The 26,004-nt window shown below is 58.2% G+C and carries 24 protein-coding genes and 1 pseudogene; 6 read left to right on the plus strand and 19 right to left on the minus strand.

Annotated elements, in window-relative coordinates; all coding sequences use genetic code 11:
• The first annotated feature begins 105 nt into the window (after positions 1-105).
• From D6C00_RS08340 to D6C00_RS08365, 6 genes are all read left to right on the plus strand, one after another.
• Positions 106-1,044, plus strand: coding sequence for a homocysteine S-methyltransferase family protein (locus D6C00_RS08340; protein ID WP_125181298.1), 939 nt, complete (start codon positions 106-108; stop codon positions 1,042-1,044).
• A 59-nt stretch (positions 1,045-1,103) separates the two neighbouring features.
• Positions 1,104-2,015, plus strand: coding sequence for an AAA family ATPase (locus D6C00_RS08345; protein ID WP_125181299.1), 912 nt, complete (start codon positions 1,104-1,106; stop codon positions 2,013-2,015).
• Positions 2,016-2,155: 140 nt separating this feature from the next.
• Positions 2,156-3,124 carry a DUF58 domain-containing protein gene (locus D6C00_RS08350; RefSeq protein ID WP_125181300.1) on the plus strand — a complete coding sequence of 323 codons (969 nt, stop codon included), beginning with the start codon at positions 2,156-2,158 and terminating at the stop codon, positions 3,122-3,124.
• A gap of 5 nt (positions 3,125-3,129) precedes the next feature.
• Complete coding sequence (locus D6C00_RS16340) at positions 3,130-3,744, plus strand: DUF3488 domain-containing protein (protein WP_158675365.1); 615 nt, start codon at positions 3,130-3,132, stop codon at positions 3,742-3,744.
• Positions 3,728-4,243 carry a DUF3488 domain-containing protein gene (locus D6C00_RS16345; protein WP_255416759.1) on the plus strand — a complete coding sequence of 172 codons (516 nt, stop codon included), beginning with the start codon at positions 3,728-3,730 and terminating at the stop codon, positions 4,241-4,243. The genes D6C00_RS16340 and D6C00_RS16345 overlap by 17 nt, the downstream gene beginning before the upstream one ends.
• A gap of 1,304 nt (positions 4,244-5,547) precedes the next feature.
• Positions 5,548-5,751 carry an FKBP-type peptidyl-prolyl cis-trans isomerase gene (locus D6C00_RS08365; RefSeq protein ID WP_177433208.1) on the plus strand — a complete coding sequence of 68 codons (204 nt, stop codon included), beginning with the start codon at positions 5,548-5,550 and terminating at the stop codon, positions 5,749-5,751.
• Between the two features lie 135 nt (positions 5,752-5,886).
• On the opposite strand, the gene D6C00_RS08370 is transcribed toward D6C00_RS08365, so the two are convergent.
• The 19 genes and pseudogenes from D6C00_RS08370 to rnpA form a co-directional block, all read right to left on the minus strand.
• On the minus strand, positions 5,887-6,453 hold the full coding sequence (locus D6C00_RS08370; protein WP_206609534.1) for a PEP-CTERM sorting domain-containing protein: 567 nt from the start codon (positions 6,451-6,453) through the stop codon (positions 5,887-5,889).
• 205 nt (positions 6,454-6,658) lie between these two features.
• Positions 6,659-7,753, minus strand: coding sequence for an AGE family epimerase/isomerase (locus tag D6C00_RS08375; RefSeq protein ID WP_241546829.1), 1,095 nt, complete (start codon positions 7,751-7,753; stop codon positions 6,659-6,661).
• A complete protein-coding gene (locus tag D6C00_RS16070) occupies positions 7,680-8,252 on the minus strand; it encodes a thioredoxin family protein (protein WP_241546830.1) in 573 nt (190 codons plus the stop codon). Before D6C00_RS16070 ends, D6C00_RS08375 begins: the two co-directional genes overlap by 74 nt.
• Before the next feature lie 349 nt (positions 8,253-8,601).
• Positions 8,602-9,201 (minus strand): dCTP deaminase, encoded by a 600-nt coding sequence (dcd, locus tag D6C00_RS08380; RefSeq protein ID WP_125181304.1) that lies wholly within the window; start codon positions 9,199-9,201, stop codon positions 8,602-8,604.
• A gap of 15 nt (positions 9,202-9,216) precedes the next feature.
• Positions 9,217-10,605, minus strand: coding sequence for a hypothetical protein (locus D6C00_RS08385; protein WP_125181305.1), 1,389 nt, complete (start codon positions 10,603-10,605; stop codon positions 9,217-9,219).
• Between the two features lie 4 nt (positions 10,606-10,609).
• A complete protein-coding gene (locus tag D6C00_RS08390; protein ID WP_125181306.1) occupies positions 10,610-11,098 on the minus strand; it encodes a hypothetical protein in 489 nt (162 codons plus the stop codon).
• Positions 11,099-11,211: 113 nt separating this feature from the next.
• Entirely contained in the window at positions 11,212-11,628 is a 417-nt protein-coding gene (locus tag D6C00_RS16735) for a helix-turn-helix domain-containing protein (protein ID WP_125181307.1), read from the minus strand.
• Between the two features lie 137 nt (positions 11,629-11,765).
• Positions 11,766-14,945, minus strand: coding sequence for a type I restriction endonuclease subunit R (locus tag D6C00_RS08400; RefSeq protein WP_125181308.1), 3,180 nt, complete (start codon positions 14,943-14,945; stop codon positions 11,766-11,768).
• Positions 14,946-14,954: 9 nt separating this feature from the next.
• Entirely contained in the window at positions 14,955-16,373 is a 1,419-nt protein-coding gene (locus D6C00_RS08405) for a restriction endonuclease subunit S (protein ID WP_125181309.1), read from the minus strand.
• A pseudogene (locus D6C00_RS08410) lies at positions 16,373-18,339 on the minus strand (type I restriction-modification system subunit M). The gene D6C00_RS08405 and the pseudogene D6C00_RS08410 overlap by 1 nt, the downstream one beginning before the upstream one ends.
• A 279-nt stretch (positions 18,340-18,618) precedes the next feature.
• A complete protein-coding gene (locus tag D6C00_RS08415) occupies positions 18,619-19,203 on the minus strand; it encodes a hypothetical protein (RefSeq protein ID WP_125181310.1) in 585 nt (194 codons plus the stop codon).
• 181 nt (positions 19,204-19,384) lie between these two features.
• Positions 19,385-19,654, minus strand: coding sequence for a hypothetical protein (locus D6C00_RS08420; RefSeq protein ID WP_125181311.1), 270 nt, complete (start codon positions 19,652-19,654; stop codon positions 19,385-19,387).
• A 131-nt stretch (positions 19,655-19,785) separates the two neighbouring features.
• Positions 19,786-19,980, minus strand: a complete 195-nt coding sequence (locus D6C00_RS08425; protein WP_125181312.1) for a helix-turn-helix transcriptional regulator — start codon at positions 19,978-19,980, stop codon at positions 19,786-19,788.
• A 117-nt stretch (positions 19,981-20,097) separates the two neighbouring features.
• The gene (locus D6C00_RS08430) at positions 20,098-20,697 is read right to left on the minus strand and encodes a hypothetical protein (RefSeq protein WP_125181313.1); all 600 of its coding nucleotides are present in this window, start codon (positions 20,695-20,697) and stop codon (positions 20,098-20,100) included.
• A gap of 19 nt (positions 20,698-20,716) precedes the next feature.
• Positions 20,717-21,934 (minus strand): tyrosine-type recombinase/integrase, encoded by a 1,218-nt coding sequence (locus D6C00_RS08435; RefSeq protein ID WP_125181314.1) that lies wholly within the window; start codon positions 21,932-21,934, stop codon positions 20,717-20,719.
• Positions 21,935-22,235: 301 nt separating this feature from the next.
• Positions 22,236-23,573: a tRNA uridine-5-carboxymethylaminomethyl(34) synthesis GTPase MnmE gene (gene mnmE / locus D6C00_RS08440; protein WP_125181315.1), complete on the minus strand. Its 1,338-nt coding sequence runs from the start codon at positions 23,571-23,573 to the stop codon at positions 22,236-22,238.
• A 198-nt stretch (positions 23,574-23,771) separates the two neighbouring features.
• Complete coding sequence (gene yidC / locus D6C00_RS08445) at positions 23,772-25,409, minus strand: membrane protein insertase YidC (protein ID WP_125181316.1); 1,638 nt, start codon at positions 25,407-25,409, stop codon at positions 23,772-23,774.
• Positions 25,402-25,632 (minus strand): membrane protein insertion efficiency factor YidD, encoded by a 231-nt coding sequence (yidD, locus tag D6C00_RS08450; RefSeq protein WP_399361235.1) that lies wholly within the window; start codon positions 25,630-25,632, stop codon positions 25,402-25,404. Before yidD ends, yidC begins: the two co-directional genes overlap by 8 nt.
• Entirely contained in the window at positions 25,629-25,997 is a 369-nt protein-coding gene (gene rnpA / locus D6C00_RS08455) for a ribonuclease P protein component (RefSeq protein ID WP_125181318.1), read from the minus strand. Before rnpA ends, yidD begins: the two co-directional genes overlap by 4 nt.
• Between the last annotated feature and the right edge of the window lie 7 nt (positions 25,998-26,004).

The raw sequence follows: 26,004 nt of genomic DNA on the forward strand, positions 1-26,004 counted from the left end.
ACCGGCTTTAGTGATCCGGGCGGGACAGTCCTATGTTAGTGCTACCCGGTACGGATTTACACCCTCCGGGGCTGATCAAAAGGAACTGACACAGGAGCGACGACCATGAGCCAATACCGCCACCATCTGCCCCAACTCGACGACCGCCTGTTCCTCACCGACGGCGGCCTGGAGACCACCCTGGTCTTCCACCAGGGGAGGGATCTGCCCTGCTTCGCCGCCTTCACCCTGCTGGAGGACGCGGCCGGTACCGCCATCCTGCAAGACTATTATATCCGCTATCTGGATATCGCCCGCCAGCGCGGCCTCGGTTTCGTGCTGGAGACCCCGACCTGGCGCGCCAACCCCGACTGGGCGGCCCGTCTCGGTTATGACACCGCCGCCCTGGCGGCGGCCAACCGACGGGCCGTGGCCCTGCTGGCTCAGCTGCGCCGGGATTACGAGACGCCCGCCACGCCGCTGGTGATCAGCGGCAACCTGGGGCCGCGCCATGACGGCTATCGCGCCGACATCCGCATGAGCGCCGCAGAGGCGCGTGATTATCACCGTGCGCAGATCGGCACCTTCGCCGCCACCGAGGCCGACATGGTCTCCGTGCTAACGCTTAATTATACAGATGAAGCGATCGGCATCATCCGGGCCGCACGCGACTGCGGCATGCCAGTGGCCGTCTCCTTCACGGTGGAAACCGACGGCCGGCTGCCCTCGGGCGAACCTCTGAACGAGGCCATCCAGCGCACCGATGCGGCCACCGAGAGTTATGCCGCCTACTTCATGCTCAACTGCGCCCACCCCGATCACTTCGCGCATGCGCTGCAGGATGGCGAGGGCTGGCAGCAGCGGCTGCGCGGCCTGCGCGCCAATGCCTCCAGGCGCAGTCATGCCGAACTGGACGAGTGCACCGAGCTGGATGCCGGCGATCCGCTGGAGCTGGGTGACCAGTACCGCAGTCTGCGCCTGCGCCTGCCCGCGCTCAGCGTGCTCGGCGGCTGCTGCGGTACCGACCACCGGCATGTGGAAGCCATCTGTGCGGCCTGCGGCTGAGCGACCGCGCCCGGCACCGGTCGATTGACCGGCCCGACCCGGTCGGGGATCATGGCTGTATGCACTCCCTGGTCGAGCCGGTCTTCACGGCCCTCAACGGCATCATCCTGGGCAAGGCGCCATCGCTGCGTCTGGCCCTGGCCTGTCTGCTGGCACGCGGCCACCTGCTGGTCGAGGACCTGCCCGGTGTGGGCAAGACCACACTGGCCCATGCGCTGGCCGCGGTGCTGGGGCTGGACTACCAGCGCATCCAGTTCACCAGCGACCTGCTGCCGGCGGACATCCTGGGCATTTCCATTTTCGATCGGGAGAGTGGCAGCTTCCGGTTCCATCCCGGGCCGGTGTTTGCCCAGCTGGTGCTGGCCGACGAAATCAACCGCGCCACCCCCAAGACCCAGAGCGCGCTGCTGGAGGCAATGGAGGAGGGGCAGGTCACCCTGGAGGGCGCGACCCGGGCCCTGCCCGAGCCCTTCTTCGTCATCGCCACCCAGAACCCGACCTACCAGATCGGCACCTTCCCGCTGCCCGAGTCTCAGCTCGACCGGTTCCTGATGCGGCTGCACCTGGGCTACCCGGACGCGGCCGCCGAGCGCGAATTGCTGGCCGGGGTCTCGCGCCGCGAGCTGATCCGCGCTCAGGCGCCGCTGCTCAGCCTGGCGCAGCTGGGCGAGTTGCAGGCGGCGGTCGACCGCATCCATGCCAGCCCGGCCCTGCTGGACTACATCCAGGCCCTGCTCGCCGCCACCCGCGACAGCGGCCACTACCGCAGCGGCCTGTCGCCGCGCGCCGGCCTGGCCCTGCTCCAGGCCGCCCGTGCCTGGGCCCTGATCGACGGCCGTGACCATGTGCTGCCCGACGATATCCAGGCCGTACTGGCCGCCGTGGTCGGCCACCGGTTGCAGCCGCGCGATGCCGACAGCGGCGCTGTCGAGGGGCTGTTGCAGCCCCTGCTGGCGGTAGATATCCCCTGAAAGGCTTAAATTGATGATGAATATAATATTATATTCAACTTTTATATATATCCCATCTTACTGATAGTAATAAAATTAATATTTATATGCTAAAGACTATATTTACAGTCAACCTCATATCACGCTGATCACCGCATCCCGTGCCCCCGACCCCGCGCCAGCCCGCCCTGCCCTTTGCCGAACGCCTGCTGCGCCGCCAGCCGCCCACGCTCGACCCCGGCGACACGGTGGAACTGCCCCCCCGCAACATCTTCATCCTGCCCACCGCCACCGGTCTGGGTTTCGCCCTGCTGCTCCTGCTGCTGCTGCTCGGCGCCATCAATTACAACAACAATCTGGTCTTCGCCCTGACCTTCCTGCTGGCCGGGGTCGGGGTGATGGCCATGCTCCAGACCTGGCGCAACCTGGCCGGGCTCCGGCTGCAGCTGGCCGCGGCCGCGCCGGTCCAGTGCGGCCGGCCGGCACGCTTCACCCTCACCGCGCGGGCCGATGAAAGGCGTACCGGCCTCGTCCTGGATGCCAACGGGGGCGAGCCGGTCGGATTCGATGTCCCGGCGGCGGCACCCGCGCGGGTCGAGCTGGCCGTGCCGACCCGCCGCCGCGGCTGGGTCGGCCCCGGCCGGGTACGACTGTTCACCCGTTACCCGCTCGGCCTGTTCCACTGCTGGACCCATGTGAACATCCGTGCCCGTACCTGGGTCTGGCCGGTCCCGGCCGAGACCGCCCGGCCACCGCCACAGGGCAGGCGGCGACCCAGCGAGGACGGCACCCAGGGCCGGGGCCAGGACGACTTCCGCGGTTTTCGCACCTACCACCCGGGCGATTCCCTGCGACTGGTCGACTGGAAGGCCTATGCCCGGGAACAGGGCCTGCAGGTGAAGGAGTTCGGTGGTGACCGCAGCGAGGAATACTGGCTGGACTTCGCCAGCCTGGCGGAACCCGACACCGAGGTCCGGCTGCGTCGGCTCACCCGCTGGGTGCTGGAGCTTGACCGCGACCAGCAGGGCTATGGTTTGCGCCTGCCCGGCGAGGCGATCCCGCTCGGCCGCGGGGCGGCCCAGCGCGAGCGCTGCCTGAAAGCGCTGGCCCTGTTCGAGGTGCCCGGCTGATGGGCGTGTCGGCGACCCATTGGCAGCCGCCCCGGGGGCTGCTGCTCACCCTGGCCGGGGGCATCGTCCTGGCCGGCCTGCCCCAGCTGCTGCGCCAACCGGCCGTGCTGACCGGCCTGTGGCTGGTCCTGCTGGGCTGGCGGCTGGCACTCGCCTGGCAGGGCCGCCCGCCGCCGGCGACCTGGCTGCGGCTACTGCTTACCGCTGCCGGCGTAGGCCTGATCCTGGCCGAGTACGGTGCCTTCTTCGGGCGCGAGCCCGGCAGTGCCCTGCTGGTGTTCCTGTCCATCATGAAATTCGTCGAACTGCGCCGACCGCGGGACGCCCAGCTGGTGATCTTTCTCGGCTACTTCATGCTCGGGGTGGCCTTCCTGTTCAGCCAGTCGTTGTGGCTGGGGGCCTGGCTGGTGCTGGCGGTCTGGGCCCTGACCGCGGTCTGGGTCGCGCTGAGCGACCCCTGCCAGCCGGCGCCGGGCCGCGCCCACGCCCGCCTGGCCGGGCGGCTGCTGCTGGGGGCGGTACCGCTGCTGCTGGTGCTGTTCGTCCTGTTTCCGCGCATTCCGGGGCCCGCTGTGGAGCCTGCCGGGGGATGCCCACAGCGGTGTGACCGGATTGAGTGATTCCATGGAACCGGGTCGGATCAGTCAGCTCGCCGGCTCCGAGGCAGTGGCCTTCCGGGTGCAGTTCGACGGCCCGCCGCCGCCGCCCGACCAGCGTTACTGGCGCGGGCCGGTGCTGGCGCTCACCGACGGGCGGCGCTGGGAGATGCGCCCGGCCGGCCCCGGGCAGCGCCTGCACAGCAACGAACAGGCCGGGCGGCGGCTGGAACCCCGGGGCGAACCCGTGGCGCAGACCCTTACCCTGGAACCGCACAACCAGGTCTATCTGCTGGCCCTGGACCGGCCGGGCAGCGTGCCGGAAGACGCCTGGCTGCGCCCCGACCTGCAGCTGATCGCCGAGGAGAAACTGCGTCAGCGCCGTCGTTACGAGGTGGTGGTTTCCTATCCGCAGATCCGGGTACCCGGAACCGCGCCCGGCCGGCGTGATGTGACCCGCGGCTATCCATCCCGCCGACCTCGACCCCGCGGTACTGGCGGCGGGCCCGCGGCTGGTGCATAAACCGCCGAGTCAAAAAAGACACATCGACCTGGCCCGGCGGGCATTTCAACCGGTAGCCTTCATCTACACAATATCGACACAACCCTGACCCCGCCGCGCTCGGTGCCAATCCCACCGCGGAGTTCCTGTTCGAAGACCCGCTTGGTGTTCTGTGAGCACTTGCAGCCGCCATTCACCCTGCTGATGGCGCCGCCGCACGGGACTGCCGCACGGGGTTGTGACCGCGACTACCTGGGCGGGGAGGTACAACCCGGCCGGGACGACCTGGTCCGTGCGGTGCCGTTCCCGACGACCCTCCTGGTCCGAGGTCGTGGCTGCCGGGCAGGGGCGGGATACGGTCGATCCCACACGCCGCCTCCCGGCCCCGGAGCAGATCGAAAGCCGGATCGAGATCGGCGCCAGCCGCGAGTCCCGGCGCGGTGCGCTTGTTTCGCGGCGGCGACAACGCTGGCCTCGGCCGTACGTGCGATGCGCGGTCAGCAAACTGGGATGGCCGTCAATCACCGCTGAACCAGTGGGTGCTGGACTACGGGCCGGAACGGCAACGGAATTCTCTCCGCTCTGGGCCTGCCCTATGTGAGCTAGGCGGCGGACTGGGCCTGCCCGGGCCCCTGCTGCTGTGCCGTGCTTGCGCTGCTGACCTGGGTGGATACTGCACCCGCCGAGACCGACGCGACCCCGGCCGTGCGGCTGTAAGCGCGCCTTCTGGCCGTCGGCTGCCCCGGCGCCACGGCAAATCCGTCCCGGCCCGGCGAAGACCCAGCAGCACTGCTCACCCGGATACGTCCTCAGCCACGCCCCTCTGGTCCGCCGCCCGGGCGCGTGAAGCCAGCGGCTAACCAGTCACGGCGCGAAAAAACCCCCGCCATCCGCCGCGTGATGCACTTGAAGCGTGCGGCGTGCGGTGGCGAGACCGTCCGCTGAGACGCCGGAAACCGGCGCACCTATCGAAAGCCGACCGGAGGGGCTAACATGGTTGTAGGATTGAAACGAACTGCCCCGCAGGGTAAAGAACGTGAAGAGTGCAAGTTGCACAACAAGGTCGTCTCCACCACTACAAAACGCTGAAGGGACCCCGAGGGTCAGGTTCCTCCGTCATCCAGACAACCGCTGGCCTACCTGCAGCTGTGCGAGCAACATCGATCCCCGTTCTGGAAAGCGCCCTGGATTGCAAGGATGGTGGGCGAGAAGAAGGACCGTCACCTAAGTCGAGCCGGACGAATGCGACGGCATGACCGACCAGCCTTGGTCCATGAAGTTCCGCCCGCGACGCCGTCCAGGGGGTCGAGGACATCCAGCCCGGGATGCGCTTCCAGGCCGATTCCTCCAACGGCCCGATGGTCGTCACCGTGGTCAGCGCCGACGAGAACACCGTCACTGTCGACGGCAACCATCCGCTGGCCGGCATGACCCTGACCTTCGACGTCGAGATCGCCGACGTGCGCGATGCCAGCGAGGAAGAGCTTTCCCACGGCCACGTGCACGGCCCGGAAGGCCACGAGCATTAATACCGGTTGCTGACCGTCCCAGCAGGGAGCGGTCAGATTCATTTCTGCATGCCGGCCCCACGCTTCCCGCTGGCCGCCGCCTACACATCCACCAGAAGCGGCGCGGGGAGATCGGGGACGTGCCCCGGTTCTGCCTTACCTGCGACGGCGGCCCAGGGCCAGGCCGGCAAGGCCAGCGCCGAACAGCGCCAGCGTGTAGGGCTCCGGCACCGGTGTGATCGGCGGCGGTTGATCATCGACCCTCGACAGGTCGAATGACACACCGCCGGTGTTGTCACTGAAGTTTGAATCCGAAAAGTAGAAATACAGGGTCTGGTTGGTATTCAGGCTGAATTCGTGGGGGCCCGCCGACTGTGCCTCCGCCAACGCGCCGGCTGCGGTGGACCACAGTCCGCTGAAATAGCTGAACACCGCGTCACCACCTCCGCCAGATGCATCCCGAAGATTGACACCCCAACGCCAGCCGTTCGTGCAGTTCGCGCCTGTCTGGTCACACCCGGACGTGCTGCTCCACACAATGTAGGCATCATATAGAAAATCACCGCCAGCGCCCGATGGCGTGATCGCGTAGGTCCCGGCGTCCAGCGTGATGGGCTGGTCGAGTGGCGCTGTGTAGTTCAGATTGACAGGCACCGCGCCCGCCTGGACTGCAAATCCACCGAATACAAGGCCACCGAGAAGTGCCTGCTTTAGCGTTGCCATGCCATCCCCTCCCTGTTCGGGTTTTAGTTGCATCTTTATCATGCAACTTGTCTGCCGCTCTCTTTATTTCCTGAAAAATAAATGAGATACGCTGTACGCGCGCCGCAAAAACTCAGAAAGTGTTAAAAATCCTGGCAGCTGGCAAGATGATTTCATGCCTTTCAGACCGCTGTGCTGCCTGCGCCGGCTATCCGTTCAAGCTGAATTATTGCTTTTGCTGTTCGTCCCTTCCCCGTTGAGCCAGCACCCCCAGCGCCATGTCATCTGGATCGCCGCCGCTGATCAGTTGCAGTTGCTCCAGTGCGGCGTTCATCCACTGTTGCCGACGAGCGGAAGGCAGTACCGCCTCGGGTACGATAGCGGCTCGCGCCGGGCCGCTGAGCAGCCATGCCAGCGCGGCATGGGTGCGGGAATCGGTCCAGGCATCCGCTTCAGGCTTCAGGCGTTCGGTGAAACCGCCGAGGGCTTCATCGTAATAATCCGCGATCTGTTCCAGCAGCTGCGTGCCCCGCCGTTTCGCCCGCGCATCGCCGGTGGCCGCGTGATACATCCACCAGGCAGCAGCAGGCCAGAGCTGGGCGGGAAGATAGCCGGCCAGCCGCGGCTCGCCGCCGTCGGGACGGTAGTGATAATAGCCGCCGTCCGGGTGGCGCAGCCTGTCGTCGATACCGGCGAGGGCAGCGCCGGCCCAGCGCAGATAGCGGGGTTCATCCAGGGTCCGGGCGGCACGGATCAGTGCAACGATGGCCTGGCCGCTGACGTCGGCATACTGGACCCGCTCCACTGGTGGCGGCACGAGGTCGGCACGCACCTGCGGCGGCGCGGCATAATACTCGCGGTCGGAAGCCTGACTGCCCCAGAAGGTCCCGCGTGATTCATCCCAGAGCCAGGTCTCCAGGTAATCGAGCGCCCGGCGCACCACCCGTGCATCCTGTTGGCGCCCCAATTCCTGATAGGCATCGGCATACAGCCAGATGAGCCTGGCATTCAGGCCCAGCACCTTGGAGGTCTCGACCCGGGTGGCCGGATCAGGCTGGTCGGGATCATGGAAGAAGAAGAAGCCGCCATCGACCGGATCGTGCAGATCCTCGCGTAATACATCCAGCATGCCGGGGATGCGCTTTCGCCACCCGGGCTCGTGCAGCAGCAGCCGGTAGGTCAATGGCTGCGGGCGCTTGCTCAGGCTACCGATGATCGAGGCGCCGCTCAGGCGTTGCGTCTCGGGATCATAAGTTTCTTCCAGAAACGCCAGGAACCGCTCCGGATCCCCGTCCAGCAGGCTTTCCAGTCCCGCCGGCACGGCCGCGGGCGGTGATGAGCCGTTGCGCCGTTTCCTTCAGCAGCTGCTGCAGGTCGGCGGCGCTCACATGTCCGGTGAAGCGCGCCAGCGGCTCGCCGTCCGCGTCCATCAACACGGTATAGGGCACACCCCGGCCGCCCAGCCGGGTGAAGAGATCCCGACGCTGGTCCAGGTTCACCAGCACCGGCACATACTGCGCCTCGATGGCGGCCACCGTGTCCGGATGCTCCAGCGTCTCCTGCTGGTACTGCCGGCACCAGCTGCACCACTGGCCGTGAAAGTAGACGAACAGACCCTTGCCATGGTCCTGCGCCCGGGCACCGGCCTGCGCGCCCCAGGACTGCCAGTCGATGGCCGAGCCGAGTGGATAATCGTGCACCGCTGCAGCGGAAGGCGGGGAGGATGCGTCGGGTTTTTCCGTATCCGGCAACGCGAGCCAGAGCCCGATGGCAATGGCCGCCAGCAGCAGTATCAGGACTATGCCGCGATGAAGTTGCATATCCCGAGTCTCGTATCAAAAGGGGGTCGGTGACGAATGGCACTTACTTTAGCTGTCATTGCGAGCGCAGCGTGGCAATCTCATACTGCAGAATCGGTCGGTTGGAGATTGCCACGTCACTTCGTTCCTCGCAATGACGGGTGTTAATTGGCTTAAGTAAGTGCCATTCGGGGCCGGTGACAAATAAGAATCACTTGCCGATACAATAGCTAAAATACTATCACAACCATATGTAATATAATTCAAAAATAATTTAACTGCTTCCAGTCTGGGAACAAATTTGGGAACATTTACTATACGTGTCCCCCATTGTGGCGCCCGAATATCCCTCTGCCTATAACTCTACGAATCATTTGCTCAACCAAAATTCCCTATCTGTCATCTTTCGATCTGTCGTTAAGCCAGCAAAATGTGCCCCTGTTTTGTGGGCCATGTCACCGTCATACGGCGCGCCTCCTTCACACTGAAAGAACACAATTTGCGCAACGCTTGTTCCTGGGTATAAGACTAGAGGGACTTCTCCAAGGTTTAGTAACTCCAAAGTGATTGTTCCACAAAACCCAGGATGAACAGCTGTAGCAGTGGCTATCACGAGTCCTGCACGGCCCCATTTCGACCTTGAAGTAACCGTAGCTGCCACATCAACTGGTAAACGAAAATGCTCTAACGTGCCTGCGAGCACGAGTTCTTGCGGATGCAAATAAAAGCACTCTTTGAAATTGACAAAGTGTTTAGTTTGATATCGGTGCTCGCGCACATCTTGAGATGCTGGATCTAATTTTGCCAGGTTTCCTCGACGTGTAACTATAAAGTCGTTCCCAAGGCGGATGTCTACCGATGCTTCGTTAACTTGAAGATCTCTGTTAAGCAGGGGAGTGATAATTAACCGTTCTTCCATTGCCTCTCTATCTAAAAGACTAATAAGATTATCGTGGCCAATAACACTCATATGCTTTTCTCATTACTATGATTGACTAGCAAAATATTGCGAATATTCTTCCTGGAGAATCACATATTCTATTGCGGTTAATGTTTTTTGATGTAGTTTTTCTATTTCTTGGCTAGACACTGTATCGCCCGTTGATGGATACACGCTTCGCAATTTGAACATCCACGCTGCCAATAATGATGAACGATAATCCACTGTTTGTAGGTTTGCAGGATCTCCTACCTCATTCGGTGGAACGCCCAACTCTAATCTTTGTAGCAATTCTTGTAGTTGTGGAAATACGATATCAGAATCAAATGCAACTTTTTCAGTATTCTGTCTTGCGAAATGAATTGCTTTGTCAAGACTGCTATTCATCCAATCATAAGCGATTTTTAATTGTGGATCATTATTAATTCCAGTCTGATCATTCGTAACACTAGCTACCTTCCGAGCCTCTTCTATAAATGCTTTAACTGATTCTACATACGGCGCTAATGTTCCGTCGGTTGCCATTTTGTCGAAAGCATCGATAAAAGACAGTCTATCCATCAACTCCAACATGATGCGGATCCGCATCCTAGATGGTGGATACCACTCATTAGGCGAAGGTTTTGCGTCCCAATTCCCACCCCATAGCAACTCATAACATGCAAAAAATGCACTTGGTCCAAATATCAATATTCCTACGGAATCCGATATGAGTTCTTCTAGTGCGCGTTTTCTAACTTGGAGAACGTGATCAAATATTTTTGTCGACCATTCAAGCTTCTGATCATCGCTTGCACTATTTGATAGTTTTTCATCGACCAGCCTAGCTACTTGTTTTTGTATATTACTATGTGCTTTTAAATGTTCTTCATCTGTATTCTCCGACTCAAGATACAAATCTGCGACAGGATGTCCCAGCTCATGCCCAAAGATTGCATGCCCGAGTATGTCGTCCCGTTGGATTCTTGGAAAAGAAATAAGCTTTATTGGCGAGGAAAGATGTTCATTAAATAGCGATTGTTTTGAGTGCGGAATATAGTCGTCTACAAGCTTTTTTAATAGACTCCCAAGTGGCAATATTGAGTAGTTATATTGAGCTTGTGGCCGCGCCATGACGCGTGAATCTGGATCCATCCTGTTTATAAGATCCTTCAGGAGCTGCACAAGCCCTCTTGGTGTTTGTTCCGTATGAGCATTATCCAACCATTCGAGAAATACGCCTAGCCCCCGAACTAAAGAATTGATCATTTTCAAACGTTCTTCAGACTCAGCTTTATCAATTACATCAGCAAGCTGTTTCAAAAAGTCTTGCAGAAAATGAATAACTTGATTTGGCGTAGCCTCCGGATAATCTGAAACTGAAAGTTCATCTACGCGTTGTAGCAACCCTTCTCTAAGTTGATGCGTATAACTTTTCCAATAATTAGTAGTCATAAATTTATGCAAACATTGGCATTCCTAAATCAGCATCTATGCCAGTTCTATTTTGATGGGTTTCGATTAGACTCATTATGAAAACATGGAGCTGATGAAAAAACTCTTTTGCCGCACACAGATTGTTTTCTGTGATTTCATCAATGTGATTGGTTAATGCAGCTTCAATGGATAAAGCCATATTTTGAAAAACATCCCCAACCTCTGCCGATTGGATTCCATCTTGCATTAACTTTAGTGGCTCAACGGAATATGCAAGCTTCCTGACACTATCAGCAGCACTAACATTTGCATTCAAGCCGCCTGATGTTACTAGCCTGGCACCACTCGATACATCATTTAAAAATGTCTCAGCTCTTCTCAAAACATATTTATCGTCATCATCAATTTGATGCCCTTCAAGTAATTTTTCGATTAACTCACTACTAGATATAGCTAGAAAACCAATTCCTAAATATTCCGCTTCACGAAATTCGTTACCTGGTGTACTCATATGCGCCTCCGCTTACATTTTAGGCCATGAGTTAAAATCTGATAACACAAATACTGCCTATGGGTTGATCTAATTACGATATGCGTTTCGTAAGTTTCCGGTTAAGTTCGTCTCTAACAGATCCCAATTCCAATATGAATGCGAATGCAAGCTTGCCCGGTCGTTAATAATTCAAGTACGCCTTCATCCTCTAGATATATAGACTTACCATCTGTCACTAAATACTTTTTTTTGAGGATGTGATTAGTCGATTTACCTTGTTTCTGTAACTCAGCTAGGCTTCTTCGTAGTCTTTGGACTGAAATACCATTTGATAATAGCTGGGAAATCACACGAAGGAGAAGTATGTCAGAAAATGTAAATTTTCGTCGATGACCGCGCCCGCGTTTTGTATTCCCTGACGGCTTAACAACACCATACCTACATAAGTAATTCACCATATCCATGCTCAGCCCTGATAATCGGGCAGCAATTTCGACTGGATACCAATCAATGATATCCGTTGATCTATGGTTATTTTTTTTAGACATATTATTTAGAGTCTAGCTCTAAACTATAATTTTTAAAAGAAAAACTTCGCTTTCTCTGTGAAACATGAGCTGTCACCCATATCCGGTTTCAATTTGCTAAAAATTAGCCAAACAATGATATATGTGGCTAATCGTAGCTATAAACGAAATTTATTAATATCATGCCTCTCGGTATGCTTGCTCAGGATCAACTCAAGCAGTAAGCGCGCAAACTTTGTCGAAATATCATTGTCTTGAAGAATTTGACTGGCCATATCACTATGAGTCTGAAGACTCTCCATGACAGCATCCTGTACTGCATTAGGATAGTCACCAAGCATGACCTGATCAGCGGTATTATTTTCCAACTGCTGGACGACGGAGGTATTCTCCATCACCCTGTTCTTGATCGTGTTCATGTAATGAATCCGATCTGTATCGGACAGATTTTCCCCGGCAAACAATTCATTTAGCCGCTCAATTATTCTGGACAAGCGTTCTTTTTCTGGATCATGCGCCGCTCCTGAACCCAATCCATCAGCACCCTTCAGCTTATAATCACCTTCCTCGTGCTCCTGGATCTTGAGCTCTTGCTCGGCGATCTTCTTCAGACGGTAATGGCTAAGCTGCAGGCTGGAAATATCGATGTCTTCATCCAGGCGTTCTTCACGAAGCAGGGGCCGCAGATGGCGGGCGTAAACTGAGAGTTGCTCCAGCTCCCGATCTTCGTAATCTACGATTTGCGACATGAATTCATAGAAGCGAACGAAAGTCCCCAGATTCTTTTTGAAGAGATCCAGGGCGTCCTTTTCCTCTCCTGCTGCCTTCAGATCTTTCCTGGCATTGGTCCACTGGACGGCATCACCTGATTTTTCTGCATCGCGCTCTGCCTTCTGCGCGGTCTTTATGGCTTGGATGGCAGTCTTGTAGCGATCCTTGAACCGGTCCACAGCTGGGCGGGTGTGGTAGCTGAGCTTGTCCTGGGTCTGTTTAGGGTCGAAGAAGGCATCGGCGAAGGCTCTCACCTCCTGCCACTGGTAGATGTGTTCTTCGTCCAGTTTGTGCTGGAGGTCGTAGACCAGGTTGGGATCGGAGGCGCTTCCCAGCTCAGCGGTCCGATAGTAAGGCCGAAAGGCTTCCAGGATATCGTCGGGCTTGTTGACAAAATCCAGCACGAAGGGCTCTTCCTTGCCAGGGTAAGTCCGGTTCAGGCGGGAGAGAGTCTGGACACAGTCCACGCCACTCAGCTTCTTGTCCACATACATGGCGCACAGCTTGGGCTGGTCGAAACCGGTTTGGAACTTGTTGGCAACGATCATCACCTGGTAGGCGTCGGTATCGAAGGCATCCCGCAGGTCCTGGCCCTTGGCGCTGGGATTCATGTTGCGCTCATTGAAAGGCTCGGGTCCGCTGTCCGGGTCATCTACGTCGCCGGAGAAGGCGACCAGCGCGTGGACGTCCGTATAACCCTGTTCAGTCACATACTTGTCCAGGGCCAGCTTGTAGCGCACAGCGGCTTTGCGGGAGTCGGTGACGACCATGGCCTTGGCCTGGCCGTTCAGCAGGTGTCCGACGTGCTTGCGGAAGTGCTCCACGATCACGGCCACCTTCTGCTCGATGTTCCAGGGGTGCAGCTTGACCCAACGGTAGATCCGGTTGGCGGCCTTGCCCTTGTCCACCTCCTCGTCGGGACTGCCCTGGGCCTGTTCCAGCTTGAAGGCCATCTGGTAGGTGGTATAGCACCGGAGCACATCCAGGATGAAGCCTTCCTCGATGGCCTGCTGCATGGTGTAGACGTGGAAGGCTTCGGGCAGGTTATCGTCGCCCACCGGCCGCGTGGGGTCGGGTGAGCGGCCGAACAGTTCCAGGGTCTTGGCCTTGGGAGTGGCGGTGAAAGCCAGGTAGCTGATATTAGTGACCTGGCTGCGGGCGGCCAGGGTCGCATCCAGCACGTCCTCGCCGGTGATCTCGGCATCCTCCTCCAGCTGCTCGGCCATCAGCACCTCGCGGACCTTGCGGGCGGTAGCGCCGGTCTGGGAGGAATGGGCCTCGTCGGCGATCACGGCGAAGCGGCGCTCCTTCAGGGCGGTCTGCTGCTGGATGGCCTCCAGTACGAAGGGGAAGGTCTGGATCGTGACGATGATGATCCGGCTCTGTTCGGCCAGGGCCTCGGCCAGCTGGGCGGATTTACTGCCCTCGCCTTCCTCGCGGCTGATCCGGCGGACCACGCCCTCGGCGTGCTCGAACTGATAAATGGTCTCCTGGAGCTGGTCATCCAGCACTGTGCGGTCGGTGATGACGATGACCGAGTCGAACACCCGTTGGTCCTGATCGTCGTGCAGGGAGGCCAGCCGGTGGGTGGTCCAGGCGATGGAGTTGGACTTACCGGAACCGGCACTATGCTGGATCAGGTACTTATGGCCCGGCCCCTCCTGGCGGGCAGTGGCGACCAGCTTGTTGACCGCATCCCACTGGTGGAAACGGGGGAAGATCAGGGTCTCCTTGGTGTAGCGTTTGCCCTGCCAGTCCTCCTTCTCTTCGCGCTGGAGGTGGACGAACCGGCCGAGGATGTCCAGCCAGGCATCGCGCTGGAAGACCTGCTTCCACAGGTAGTCGGTGGCGTAGCCGTCGGGATTGGGGGGATTGCCCGCCCCGCCCTCATACCCCCGGTTGAAGGGCAGGAAGAAAGTGTCCTGGCCCTCCAGCTTGGTCGTCATCCAGACCTCTTCCAGCCCCACGGCGAAATGGACCAGGGCGCGGCGCTTGAAGGCCAGCAGCGGCTCGACCTTGTTGGACTTGGGCGCCCGGGATGGCCGATCCCGGCGATACTGGCGCTTGGCATTTTCCACCGACTGCTTGAACTCGGATTTCAGCTCCAGCGTGGCAGCCGGGATGCCGTTGACGAACAGCACCAGGTCCAGGCGGGGGTTATAGCCCTCTCGGGCATGGGGCGAGTAGGAGACCTCCTGCACCACCCGCAGGAGGTTAGCGCCGTAGCGGGTCAGGGTCTCGGGGTTGAGGCCGTGGTCGGGTCTGAACTGGCAGAGGCGGATCTTCGCCCCCCGGTCCTTGAACCCGTGGCGCAGCACATGCAGCGAGCCGTGCTTATCCATCTGCTCGGCGGCCCGCTTGAGGAGCATCTGATCGGTCTTGTCGTGGTAGAATTTGGTGAGCTTGGCGACGGCCTCGGGCTGGGTGTCGTGGAGCCAGGCCAGGAGATCTTCGGGGTAGATGGCCAACTCGCGGTCATAGTCCTCGGGGCTGCCTTCCAGCCAGCCATCGGCGGTCAGGTCATCGACGATGGCTTGCTGAAAGACATGTTCTTTGGCCTTGTCCACTTCTCTCCCCTAGGCGGTGGCAGTTTTGTTTGATTTTTCTAGTTCCATATCTGGCTTGCACCAGCCACGAACATCGATCTTGCCGGTGACGGTAGCGGAGATAAGTGCGACGCGGTGCTCCGTCATCAATTCTATCGCCCGCGTGGCAGCCGCTATCGTTTCATCAATCTTATTCAGCTTTTTGTGGATGTCAGCGAGTATTTCTTTTTGCTCATCAAGTGAAGGGAGAGGAATTTCCAGATTATTCATATCCCCGAGAGATAATGCAGGCTGCGCAGTTGCATTAACGATAAGATCCATAGCACCGCGTTCTTTGAGATACCCAAGGACAAAACAGAGATATTCATTATTTATTATGCCTTTTGCCACAGTTAGCTTTAATGAGTTACCTGAAACAACGGCCTGCTTACTCAAACTCGGAAGAATAGACGCTTTTCCAAATTGCGCTCCAATCTTCGCAATAATTATGTCTCCACCCTTTGTTTCACTTCTGTTAATAGTCAAAAAGTGATCAAATGAAATCGTTTTTAGTGCACCTTCACGCAGTATGCCTTGCGTTGCAAAATTACTCTCAATGACGTAAACATCACCATCATCAATAAAGTGTTCTCCCTTTAAGTTACTACCAAACGGCCCATCGACAAAGGCGTTCTTTCTCATGCTTTTTGCATGCTTTATACGCGAGACGCTCCAATGCGCAGGCACTTCACCCAGCCATTCCACACCGGAATTCTTCATCGGCGCATCGGGATTGAGGCCCTTGGTGACGGCATGAGAGATCACCGCCTGGCGCTTTTCCTTGAGCAGCTCGATCAGCCGCTCCTGTTTGGCGATGAGTCGGTCGATTTTGGTGGTTTCGTGATCGAGAAATGAAGCAATACCATTCTGCTCTTCGGTTGGCGGAAAAGAAAAATACTCAGACAGGTACTGGTTTGAATCTAGATTCTGTATACCTGTTGCTTGCTTTATGGATGGGTAATTCACGCGTCCCGAGTACAGATAATGGAAAACATATTTAAGAAAAATTGGGTTATAGCCAGGCGCTGGCGACATTCTGGCAACGAAATTAGATGTAACCGCTGGCAATGGTTTTTCATGTATAACAACAGCACCAACCAGCTGCTTATCGCCGCCCCCGGATTTTTCGATAAGAAGATCACCTGACTTAAGAAGGCGCCCCCGCCGTTCATTAAGGGTAATAGACCGCATAGTATAATCATCTACATTCACGCGGGCTCCGATACGATCGAAGTCAGCGACGCGGATTACTGCAATATCATTTATGCCGTCCGGCTCGGAGCCCCATACCCCATTTACGCAGCCTTCAACTGCGCGCTTCAACTGATGAACTCTCCAATGCGACGGCACCTTTCCAAGCCATGGGACATTCGAGTCAACCAGTTCTAGATACGGTCGATGCTTACCCATCAGGCGTGCACCTCTGAAAGCAGTTTCACGATCTCCTGACTCACCTTATCCAGGTCCGTATCGATCTCCTCCAGCGGGCGCGGCGGGACATACTTGTAGAAATGGCGATTGAATGGGATCTCGTAGCCGACAATGCCGACCTGCCCATCCCGCTCGTCTTTCTTGGCCTCATCAATCCAGGCATTGGGCACATGCGGAAGCACTTCGCGCTGGAAGTATTCCTGAATATCCTCGCTCAGCGGCACATTCTCATAATCTCGCAGATCCGGATCGGGCTCGGGCTGGCCTTTGGCTTTGCAGATCTCGGCGTCCTTATCGTGCTCGCCCAGGTGCTTCTGCAACAGCTTGAAGGCGGGGGCGGGCAGCTTCTCTCCGCCCATGTGGACCTTGAGCCACTTCTTGAAGGTGGTACGCGATCGAACCTTCTCCTCCTCGAACCGGGGCAGCGCATCCAGAATGCCCTGTTGCAGGGACTCGTCCAGCTTGGCCCACCCCTTGTCGGCCTGTAAGGCGGCCAGCCGGATCTCGTCCTTGGGGTAGAAGGCGAGCTGGAGCGGGCGCTCGACGGTGATACGGCGGTAGCCGAAATCGGTCGTCTTGAAGATCTTGCAGGTCTCGCTGGCCTTGAAGTCGCCGTATTGCCTGACGATGGCGTCGATGCTGTCCTCGGTGAGGTACTTGCGCTTGGAACCCAGCGATTTTCGCATCTTCTCGCCCATATCCGTGGCGTTGATGAGCTGGACCTTGCCCAGGCGCTCGGGGATCTTATTGTTGGACAGGATCCACACGTAGGTGGCGATGCCGGTGTTGTAGAACATGTCCGTGGGCAGGGCGACGATGGCCTCCAGCAGGTCGTGCTCCAGGATGTAGCGCCGGATCTCGGACTCGCCGGAACCGGCCCCGCCGGTGAACAGCGGCGAGCCGTTGAGGATGATGCCGATGCGGGAGCCGCCTTCCTTGGAATCACGCATCTTGCTCATCAGGTGCATCAGGAACAGCAGGGAGCCGTCAGAGACCCGGGGCAGGCCCGGACCGAAGCGCCCGGCGAAGCCCTTGTTCTTGTGCTCGTCCTGGACCTGCTTCTGGACCTTCTTCCAGTCCACGCCGAAGGGCGGATTGGAGAGCATGAAGTCAAACGGCTGCCCGGTGAGCTGGTCGTCGGATAGGGTATTGCCCAGCTTGATGTTCTGGATCTCATGGCCCTTGACGAGCATGTCGCCCTTGCAGATGGCGTAGGACTCGGGGTTGAGCTCCTGGCCGAAGACGGTGACGCGGGCCTGCTCGGAGATGGAGTGGATGTACTCCTCCCCCTCGGAAAGGAAGCCGCCGGTTCCGGCAGTGGGGTCGTAGACGGTGACGATTTTGCCCGGGGCGATCTTCTCCTGCTGGCTGGTGAACAGCAGGGCCGTGGTCAGGTGGACGATGTCCCGGGGCGTGAAGTGCTCACCGGCAGTCTCGTTGGAGGACTCCGCGAAGCGGCGGATCAGCTCCTCGAACACCAGGCCCATGTGGTAGTTGTTGAGGGACTTGGGGCTGAGGTCCATGCTGGCGAACTTCTGCACCACCAGGTAGAGCAGGTTGGCTTCGTCCAGCTTCTCCAGGGAAGCCGAAGAAGCCGAAATGCTCGAAAATATCCCGCGGCCTCCGGGCTGAAGCTGCGGATGTAGGTGTCCAGGTTGTCCAGGATCTGGGTCTCGCCCAGGGCGGACAGGTCCATGGGCGAGGTGTTGTAGAAGGGAAGCCCGGCGGCCTTCTTCAGAAAGCCGTCCAGCGCCAGGTTCGAGTCCTTGCGCTTGTCGTACTCCTTGAGCACCTTGGCCTTGGTCGGCGCCAGGACGCACTCCAGGCGGCGCAGCAGAGTGAACGGCAGGATGATGCGGCCGTACTGGGACTGCTTGAAATCGCCCCGGAGCAGGTCGGCGACGGACCAGATGAAGGCGGCGGTGGAGGAGAAGTTCTCAGTCATGGGAAGTTACCAGTCGAGGATTTTATTCTTTTAAGCCAGAAGGTTAGGGAAAAATTATGACGCAACAGACTGGCTGGTATCAATGAATCCGTAACGATTTGTCACATACCCAATTTCTCTAATTGAAACAACACTGTGACAGTCTGACATATCTGAAAGGGTATTTCCTTACCCAGAAAGATGGCTGATCAATCTTGATTAATATCAAGATTCACTATGCAGGCATCACACACAAGCTACTGTTTATAAATAAATAATATGGGATTTTACTGTTGGGTTTTACTTGAATAATTCATCCAACCCTAACTGCCCGTGCCGGTCCGGGATCTTTTGAAGAACTGCCGCTATTTCACCTGCCTCGAGGTAGTCCATATCTTTCAGCTCCCTCGCTAGTGCACACACCATCTCCCATATTTGAGGACGCCCTAGAAGAGACCGCGTTTCTCTCCGAAGCTTGTCCAGGTACCGGGCCGGGAGTGGCTTTGGGATGGAGGTATATCGGGACATCTCTGTCTGAATGTCCTGCAACCGCAGGTAGAGTCTCTGGGCGGTCAGCAGATCCGATCTTGCTCCCAGCGAGCGAAGTGGGGTATTCAGCAGTTTCGCTTCAGACAGGGGACCAGCAAGCAGTATGCGGATCTCACCCTCGTACTTCTTCAATGTTTCCAGCCAGGCCACCCGGATACTCCCGGGGCTTGGATCAGGGAGCTCACGTTTCAATCTGGGTTGGTACTTCATCAGTCCATCTCCTGGCGCCTCGAGCGATACCGCCACCTCTGTAACCGCATAGCCATGGTAGAGAGCCACGATAGCATGCGCAGCCTCATGGTAGGCCGTGAGCTCGATATGGATGTCATCGCTCATGCTGCTCCCCTGTGACCACCCAGCCGGCAATACCCACATGGTAGATATCTAGAAAGGTACACGGTATTCGTGTCAAGGATTTGCTCAATACCGGCCAGACTGGCACGCCATGCGTGTCAACTGACCAGCTGCATATTGGCCATTTACACGGAATGCGTGCCAGTTTGACACGCATTCCGTGTCAAGGATTTTTCCAGTCGTTGGGAGGCGTCTTCCTCGGAGCGATGTCCAATTTTCCATCGCATTCATCTATGCCTTCCCATGTAAGGGCATACAGCGACGCCTTGTTTTTTCCGCCCTGCCTTGAAACCACAATGAAACCGGTATCTTTCAACTCTCTGATAGCCTTGCCCAGGGTAACTCTGGAGAGCCAGCCTCGCTTCTGCATTATTGCCCAAGCTGCACAAAGGTCACCGTTGTTCGAGCCACGATACTGATAAGACAGATCCACCAGTAGTGACAGCCTTGGGTGATAGCCGCGTGAACTGCTCACTTCCGAGCAGGTAGTGTGGCAGCCTGGTGAATGGCGGACTTCCGCCCCTCCCCTTGTGCTTTCGGCGGTTGTAAGCCATGCAGGCGTTCTCAGTCGGTTTTCCGACTTTGCTTGACCTGCTGGGTCAGCCAATCCTCGATCTCGCTCTCCAGCCAACCTACCGCCCTGGCTCCCAGGCTGATTGGCTTTGGGAAGGTACCCTCATTGACCCGGAGGTAGATCGTGCTACGGGACAGGCCGGTCCGGGCCTTGACTACTGGAAGTCTCAGAACTGCATTCGCCATGTTCACACCTCTTCGGCTGTTGATGAACTATCGCGAAGCAGTTTGATGGCATGTGCATTGTCCCGTAACCCAAATAAATGGCCCGTCTGAAGGGGTGAATAATTGGGCTTTGGATTATTAATCCGAGTGATATGTACGTATTGCCTCTGCGGCCAGGGCATGGACCGCGTTCACAGGCTTGCCTGTGGCTGTTTCGAGGACAATGGCCAGCACATTGCTGAACAGTCCTTCCTTTGTGGTAGTTGGTTCTATACCTTGTGATTTCAATGCCTTAATTACAATCCTTGCTAATTCCAGCCGGGCATAATCGGTTAGTCGGCCTTTGGGATACTCGTTTGCGGCATGACCGCCTTCTGACAGGGCCGATATGATCCTGTTCAGGTATTCATGAAGGGTCGTGATTCCACCGGCCATGTTACGGTCCAGGATTAATCTCGAATTCGCATCCATTTCGTTCAGACGATCATTCAAGATCAGGGCTGCATCGAGTGATTTTTTGAAGTTCTTCCTAACCTCACTGGGTTTGCTTTCATCTCGAAGACTGCTCATTGCCTTGTAGCTCATTAATGCATGTTCGAGTAATGAATGAAATTCATCAGCGTCCTTCAGCTCCAGTCCCTTGGCGCTGAATTCCAGATTCAGCCTTTCCTTATCCTCACTGGAAAGCTTTACCGCTTCATAGTCAGTAACTCCTGTTGGAAACCATGGCGTTGGCAAGTCAATAATCTCCCAAGTGTTAAGAAGCCTGAAATTCCTTACCGAACTGACCGATTATGACTTTTCGGCCTTCCTCGATTTGGGCGTCGACGAAGTCCGCCCACCACTGCATCATTTCTCGGCGCTGCCCGGAATATTCAGCCCGGTTATATATTCCCCGGACCCCTTTCTGTTCATGTGCCAGCGCCTTTTCGATCCAGTCAGTATTGAACCCGGCTTCATGCAGGTGGGTAGAGGCTGTCCGTCGGAAGTCATGAATGACAAAGTCACGTATATCCAGATCCAGGGCGCGGATAGCTGTGTTCAAGGTTGATTTGGATATTGGCCGCTGGAGATTCCCCCGACTCGGCATGACATAGGGAGAAGTGCTCGCCAACGCCTTGAGTTCCTCGAACATCGCAAGTGCCTGGCGGGACAAGTACACGATATGAGGCTTTTCTTTTTTCATTCGATGAGCCGGGATGCACCACTCTGCCTTCTCGAAATCTATCTCCTCCCACTTTGCCTCAATCAATTCCGATTTCCGGACCATGCATAGAATCAGCAGGTGGAGACCCAGCTTATGGGTGCGTCGCATATTGGATGTGTAAATCGCCCTCAGAAGTTTGCCCACCTCTTCCGAACTCAGTGACACATCCCGGCTTTTAGCCTGAGCGATGAAACGCGCCTCGACAGCCGCAGCCGGATTGAACGTTGCCTTCTGTCGGGCAATGGCATAAGCAAACAATCGCTTCAGCACGTTCCGGGTGAGGAGGGCAGACTGGTCTGCTCCTCGAGCTTTGATTTTGTCTGTAATCCTAAGGATGTCGGTCACAGAGACTTCCGAGAGCCGCTTGTTGCCAAGGGCCGGGATAATGTCCTTATTGACCACCCGCTTCACATTCCTGGGCTCGGCTGTGGTTTTTTCCACTACTTCTCGCAACCAGATCTGGGAGAAGGCTTCGACCGTATCTGGTTCCTTCTCAGCGGCTTTCGCCTCGCGATTAGCACGCATCGGGCTTTCACCCTTGGCCACCAGGGCGCGGCACTCTTCACGCCACTTTCGTGCGTCACCCAGGCTGAAATAGGGGTATTCGCCTAGCGTCACCTTCTCCTGACGGCCTTTCAAGCGATAGCGAAGTCGCCATACCCGCTTACCACTCGGCATGACCTCGATGAACAAACCACCACCATCAGAAAAGGAGTGCGGCTTTTCTTTTGGTTTGAGATTACGCAGTTTTGTATCAGTCAAAGCCATTTCACCGCCCTCGGTGTGTTCCCTGGTTGGGTTATTTATATGATTGAATTACCTATAAATATCTGATTGAGATCGGATATTGTTCCCAAGGAAAGTACGAATCCATGGGAACAATATGTTCCCAAATACGCCAATTTGTTCCCATTAAACTGCATGACAAAACCATACATGGGAACAGGCCTGGGAACAATAAACGCTGGATTCAGTGGAATGTTATTGGACTTAGACGGACGTTATTTCTTTTGACAACAGTAGGATAAATAATTATAGCGGATGCTGCGGGATACTCTGGGAATTGATGTTATTTACCGATACAGAAGCTGCTGAAGATCCGCCCCAGCAGATCGTCGCTGGTGAACTCGCCCGTGATCTCACCGAGTGCTGCCTGGGCCAGGCGCAGCTCCTCGGCCAGCAGCTCGCCCGCGCGTTGGGTTTCCAGTTGCTCGCGGCCGGTTTGCAGGTGCCGGCGGGCGCGTTCGATGGCGTCCAGATGGCGGCGGCGGGCGATGAAGCCGCCGGTTTCGGCCTCGGCGTAACCCATGCAGGTCTTGAGGTGTACACGTAACTCCTCCAGGCCGGCGCCGGCGGTAGCGGACAGGTGGACTACGTTCTTCTCCGCATCCAGTGCGGGTGGTTCTCCAGTAAGATCGATCTTGTTGTAGACCAGAGTGTGCTGCAGGGTTTCGGGCAGGCGGCCGAGGATGGCCCGGTCCTCGTCGGTGAAGCCCTCGCGGGAATCAATCACCAGCAGCAGGCGGTCGGCCTGTTCGATTTCGCGCCAGGCGCGTCGCACTCCTTCCTGTTCCACCTGATCCTCGCTTTCGCGCAGGCCGGCGGTGTCGATCACATGCAGCGGCATGCCGTCGATCTGGATATGCTCGCGCAGCACATCGCGGGTGGTGCCGGCAATCGGTGTCACGATGGCCGACTCGCGCCCGGCCAGGGCATTGAGCAGGCTGGACTTGCCGGCGTTGGGCCGGCCGGCGATGACCAGGCGCATGCCTTCGCGCAGCAGCCGGCCCTGGCGGGCGCTGGCCTGCAGGGCGTCAAACTGTCCGGTCAGGCGTTGCAGCTGGTCGGTTACCTGGGCATCGGCCAGAAAATCGATTTCCTCCTCCGGGAAGTCGATGGCGGCCTCGACATACATGCGCAGCCGGATCAGGCCTTCCACCAGTTCATGAATCCGTCCGGAGAATTCGCCTTCCAGCGAACGCACGGCGGCGCGGGCGGCCTGGCTGGTGGCGGAATCGATCAGGTCGGCGATGGCCTCGGCCTGGGCCAGATCCAGCTTGTCGTTGAGAAAGGCGCGCTCGGAGAATTCGCCGGGCCGGGCGATACGCGCGCCCAGCTCGAGCGCGCGGCTGAGCAGCAGGTCCATTACCACCGGGCCGCCGTGACCCTGCAGTTCCAGCACATGCTCGCCGGTGAAGGAGTTCGGCGCGGGGAAATAAAGCGCGATGCCCTGGTCGATGGAGCTGCCGTCCGCGGCAGTGAAGGTGTGCAGTTCGGCCCGGCGGGCTTCGGGCACATGGCCTAACCAGTCAGTGGCGATCTGCGGCACATCCGGACCGGACAGCCGCACGATGCCGACCCCGCCGCGCCCGGCGGGGGTGGCGATGGCGGCGATGGTGTCGGTCATGATTGCGTGGTCTCAGCCTTTTTAAGAGCGCCACGGAATATACGGAAGGCACGGAATGTTTATAAATAAAACCCTGGTACTGTCGCGCCCGGTCAAAAACACATATTGCTTCCACATCCCGGATCGGGTTACCAAACTGGGCTTTGCAATAATATTATTTTCCGTGCCTTCCGTGTATTCCGTGGCGCTCTTTGTCCTTCATTTCCCGCCCTGCTCGATGCGGCGGGTGATGACCCACTGCTGGGCGATGGAGAGCACATTGTTGGTCACCCAGTACAGCACCAGCCCGGAGGGGAAGAAGGCGAAGAAGACGGTGAACACCACCGGCAGGATCATCATCACCTTGGCCTGGATCGGGTCCAGCGGCGCCGGGTTGAGCTTCTGCTGGATGAACATGGTCGCGCCCATGATCAGCGGCAGAATGTAGTAGGGATCCTTCGACGACAGATCATTCAGCCACAGGGCGAAGTCGGCCTGGCGCAGCTCCACGCTCTCCAGCAGCACCCAGTACAGGGCGATGAAGACCGGGATCTGGATCAGGATGGGCAAACAGCCGCCCAGCGGATTGATCTTCTCGGTCTTGTACAGCTCCATCATGGCCTGGTTGAGCTTCTGCTTGTCGTCGCCGTAGCGCTCCTTGAGCGTCTTCAGCCGCGGTGCGAGCTTGCGCATCTGCGCCATGGACTTGTAGCTCATTTCCGAGGGCTTGTAGAACAGCAGCTTGATCAGCAGGGTCAGGATGATGATGGACCAGCCCCAGTTACCGACCAGGTCGTGGATCTTCTCCAGCAGCCAGAAGATGGGCTTGGCCAGGATGGTCAGCATGCCGTAGTCGGCGGTCAGTTCCAGGCCCGGGGCGATCTCCTTGAGCCGGTCCTGCAGCTTGGGACCGACGAACAGCCGGCTGGCAAAGGTGTGCTCGCCGCCGGGCGGCACACTCACCGCCGTTGCGGCCAGACCCAGCACATAGCGGTTATCGGACAGTGCCTTGCTGTAATAGTGGTTGGGTTCGTCCGGCGCCGGCAGCCAGGCAGCGAGGAAGTAATGCTGGATCATGGCGGCCCAGCCACCGCTGATGTCACGCGCCAGGGGCGCGTCGCGCATGTCACCGAAGTCGTACTTCTCGTACTTCTCCTCAGGACTGTAGATCACGCCGCCGGTGTAGGTATAGATGAAGGCCTGGCCCTGGCCGCTGACCTCGCTGCGCTGCAGCTGGCGGTACTGGCGTCCGCGCCACGGCTTGCCGGTGGTGTTGCGCACCTGCTGCTCGAGCTGGATCAGGTAGTCGCCGCGGGTGAAGCGGTAACGCTTTATGACCTCGATCCCCTCGGGGCTGGTCCAGGTCAGCTCGACCGTGAGTTCATCCTGGCCGGGCTGCAGGCGCCACTCGTCGCGGTCGCTGTTGAAGGTGACATGGTGGGTCGGTTCGGTGCCGTCGGGCGTGCGCAGGCCGGACTGGACCACGAAGATGTCATTGGGCCGCTCGTGCAGCAGGCGCACCGGCACGTCCGGCTTGTCGGCGTCGATCGGATAGTCGAGCAGGGCAGCGCCGACGAGATCACCGCCGCGGGTATCGATCTCGATCTCCAGCACGTCGGTACGCACCCGAATGCGTTTGCTCTCGGGATCGGGGGTCGGTTCGGCGTCCGTCGCCGCGGCCGCGGTGGTCTCGGGCAGGGCATCCGGGATGTCGGCGGCAGGGGCCTGTTCGCCCCCGGCACGGGATTCGACCTGCACCGGTGCCGGCTCGCTGCCGTAGTCGCGCTGCCAGGCCTCCCACAGCAGGAGTACCACGAAGCTCAGGGCAATGAACAGGATCAGACGCTGGTTATCCATGCTTGTTTTCTACCGGATGGGATGACTCGGGCACCGGATCGATCCCGCCCGGGTGCCAGGGGTGGCAGCGGCCCAGCCGCCGCAGGCTGAGCCAGCCGCCACGCAGCACGCCGTGGCGGGCCAGGGCGGTCTGGGCGTAGCAGGAGCAGCTGGGGTGAAAACGGCAGTGCTGGCCGAGCAGAGGACTCAGGCAGTAGCGATAGCCCTGAATCAGGCCGATCAGGAGGCGTTGCCAGATTGTCTGCTGAGTCGTTTCCAATGCCGTTCCAGGATCTGTTTGAGCTGTGCCGGCGGCAGCTGGGCCAGGCCGTGGCGGCCGATGACCACGAAGTCCAGGTTGCCCAGCTCCGCCTGCAGATGACGGAAGCACTCGCGGATCAGTCGCTTGATCCGGTTGCGCTGCACCGCCCGGAGCGAAACCTTGCGCGAGATGGCCAGCCCCAGGCGGGGATGGTCCAGGTCGTTCGGGGCAGCCAGCACGGTAAGATAGCGATCGCTGGAACGGCGGGGGTGGGCGAAGACCCGCCGGAACTCACTGGGCCGGGTCAGCCGCGCCGTGCGCGGAAAGCCTTGCGGGGTCCGCGCCAATGCACTC

This window comes from Thiohalobacter thiocyanaticus, from assembly GCF_003932505.1.
Lineage (GTDB): Bacteria > Pseudomonadota > Gammaproteobacteria > Thiohalobacterales > Thiohalobacteraceae > Thiohalobacter > Thiohalobacter thiocyanaticus.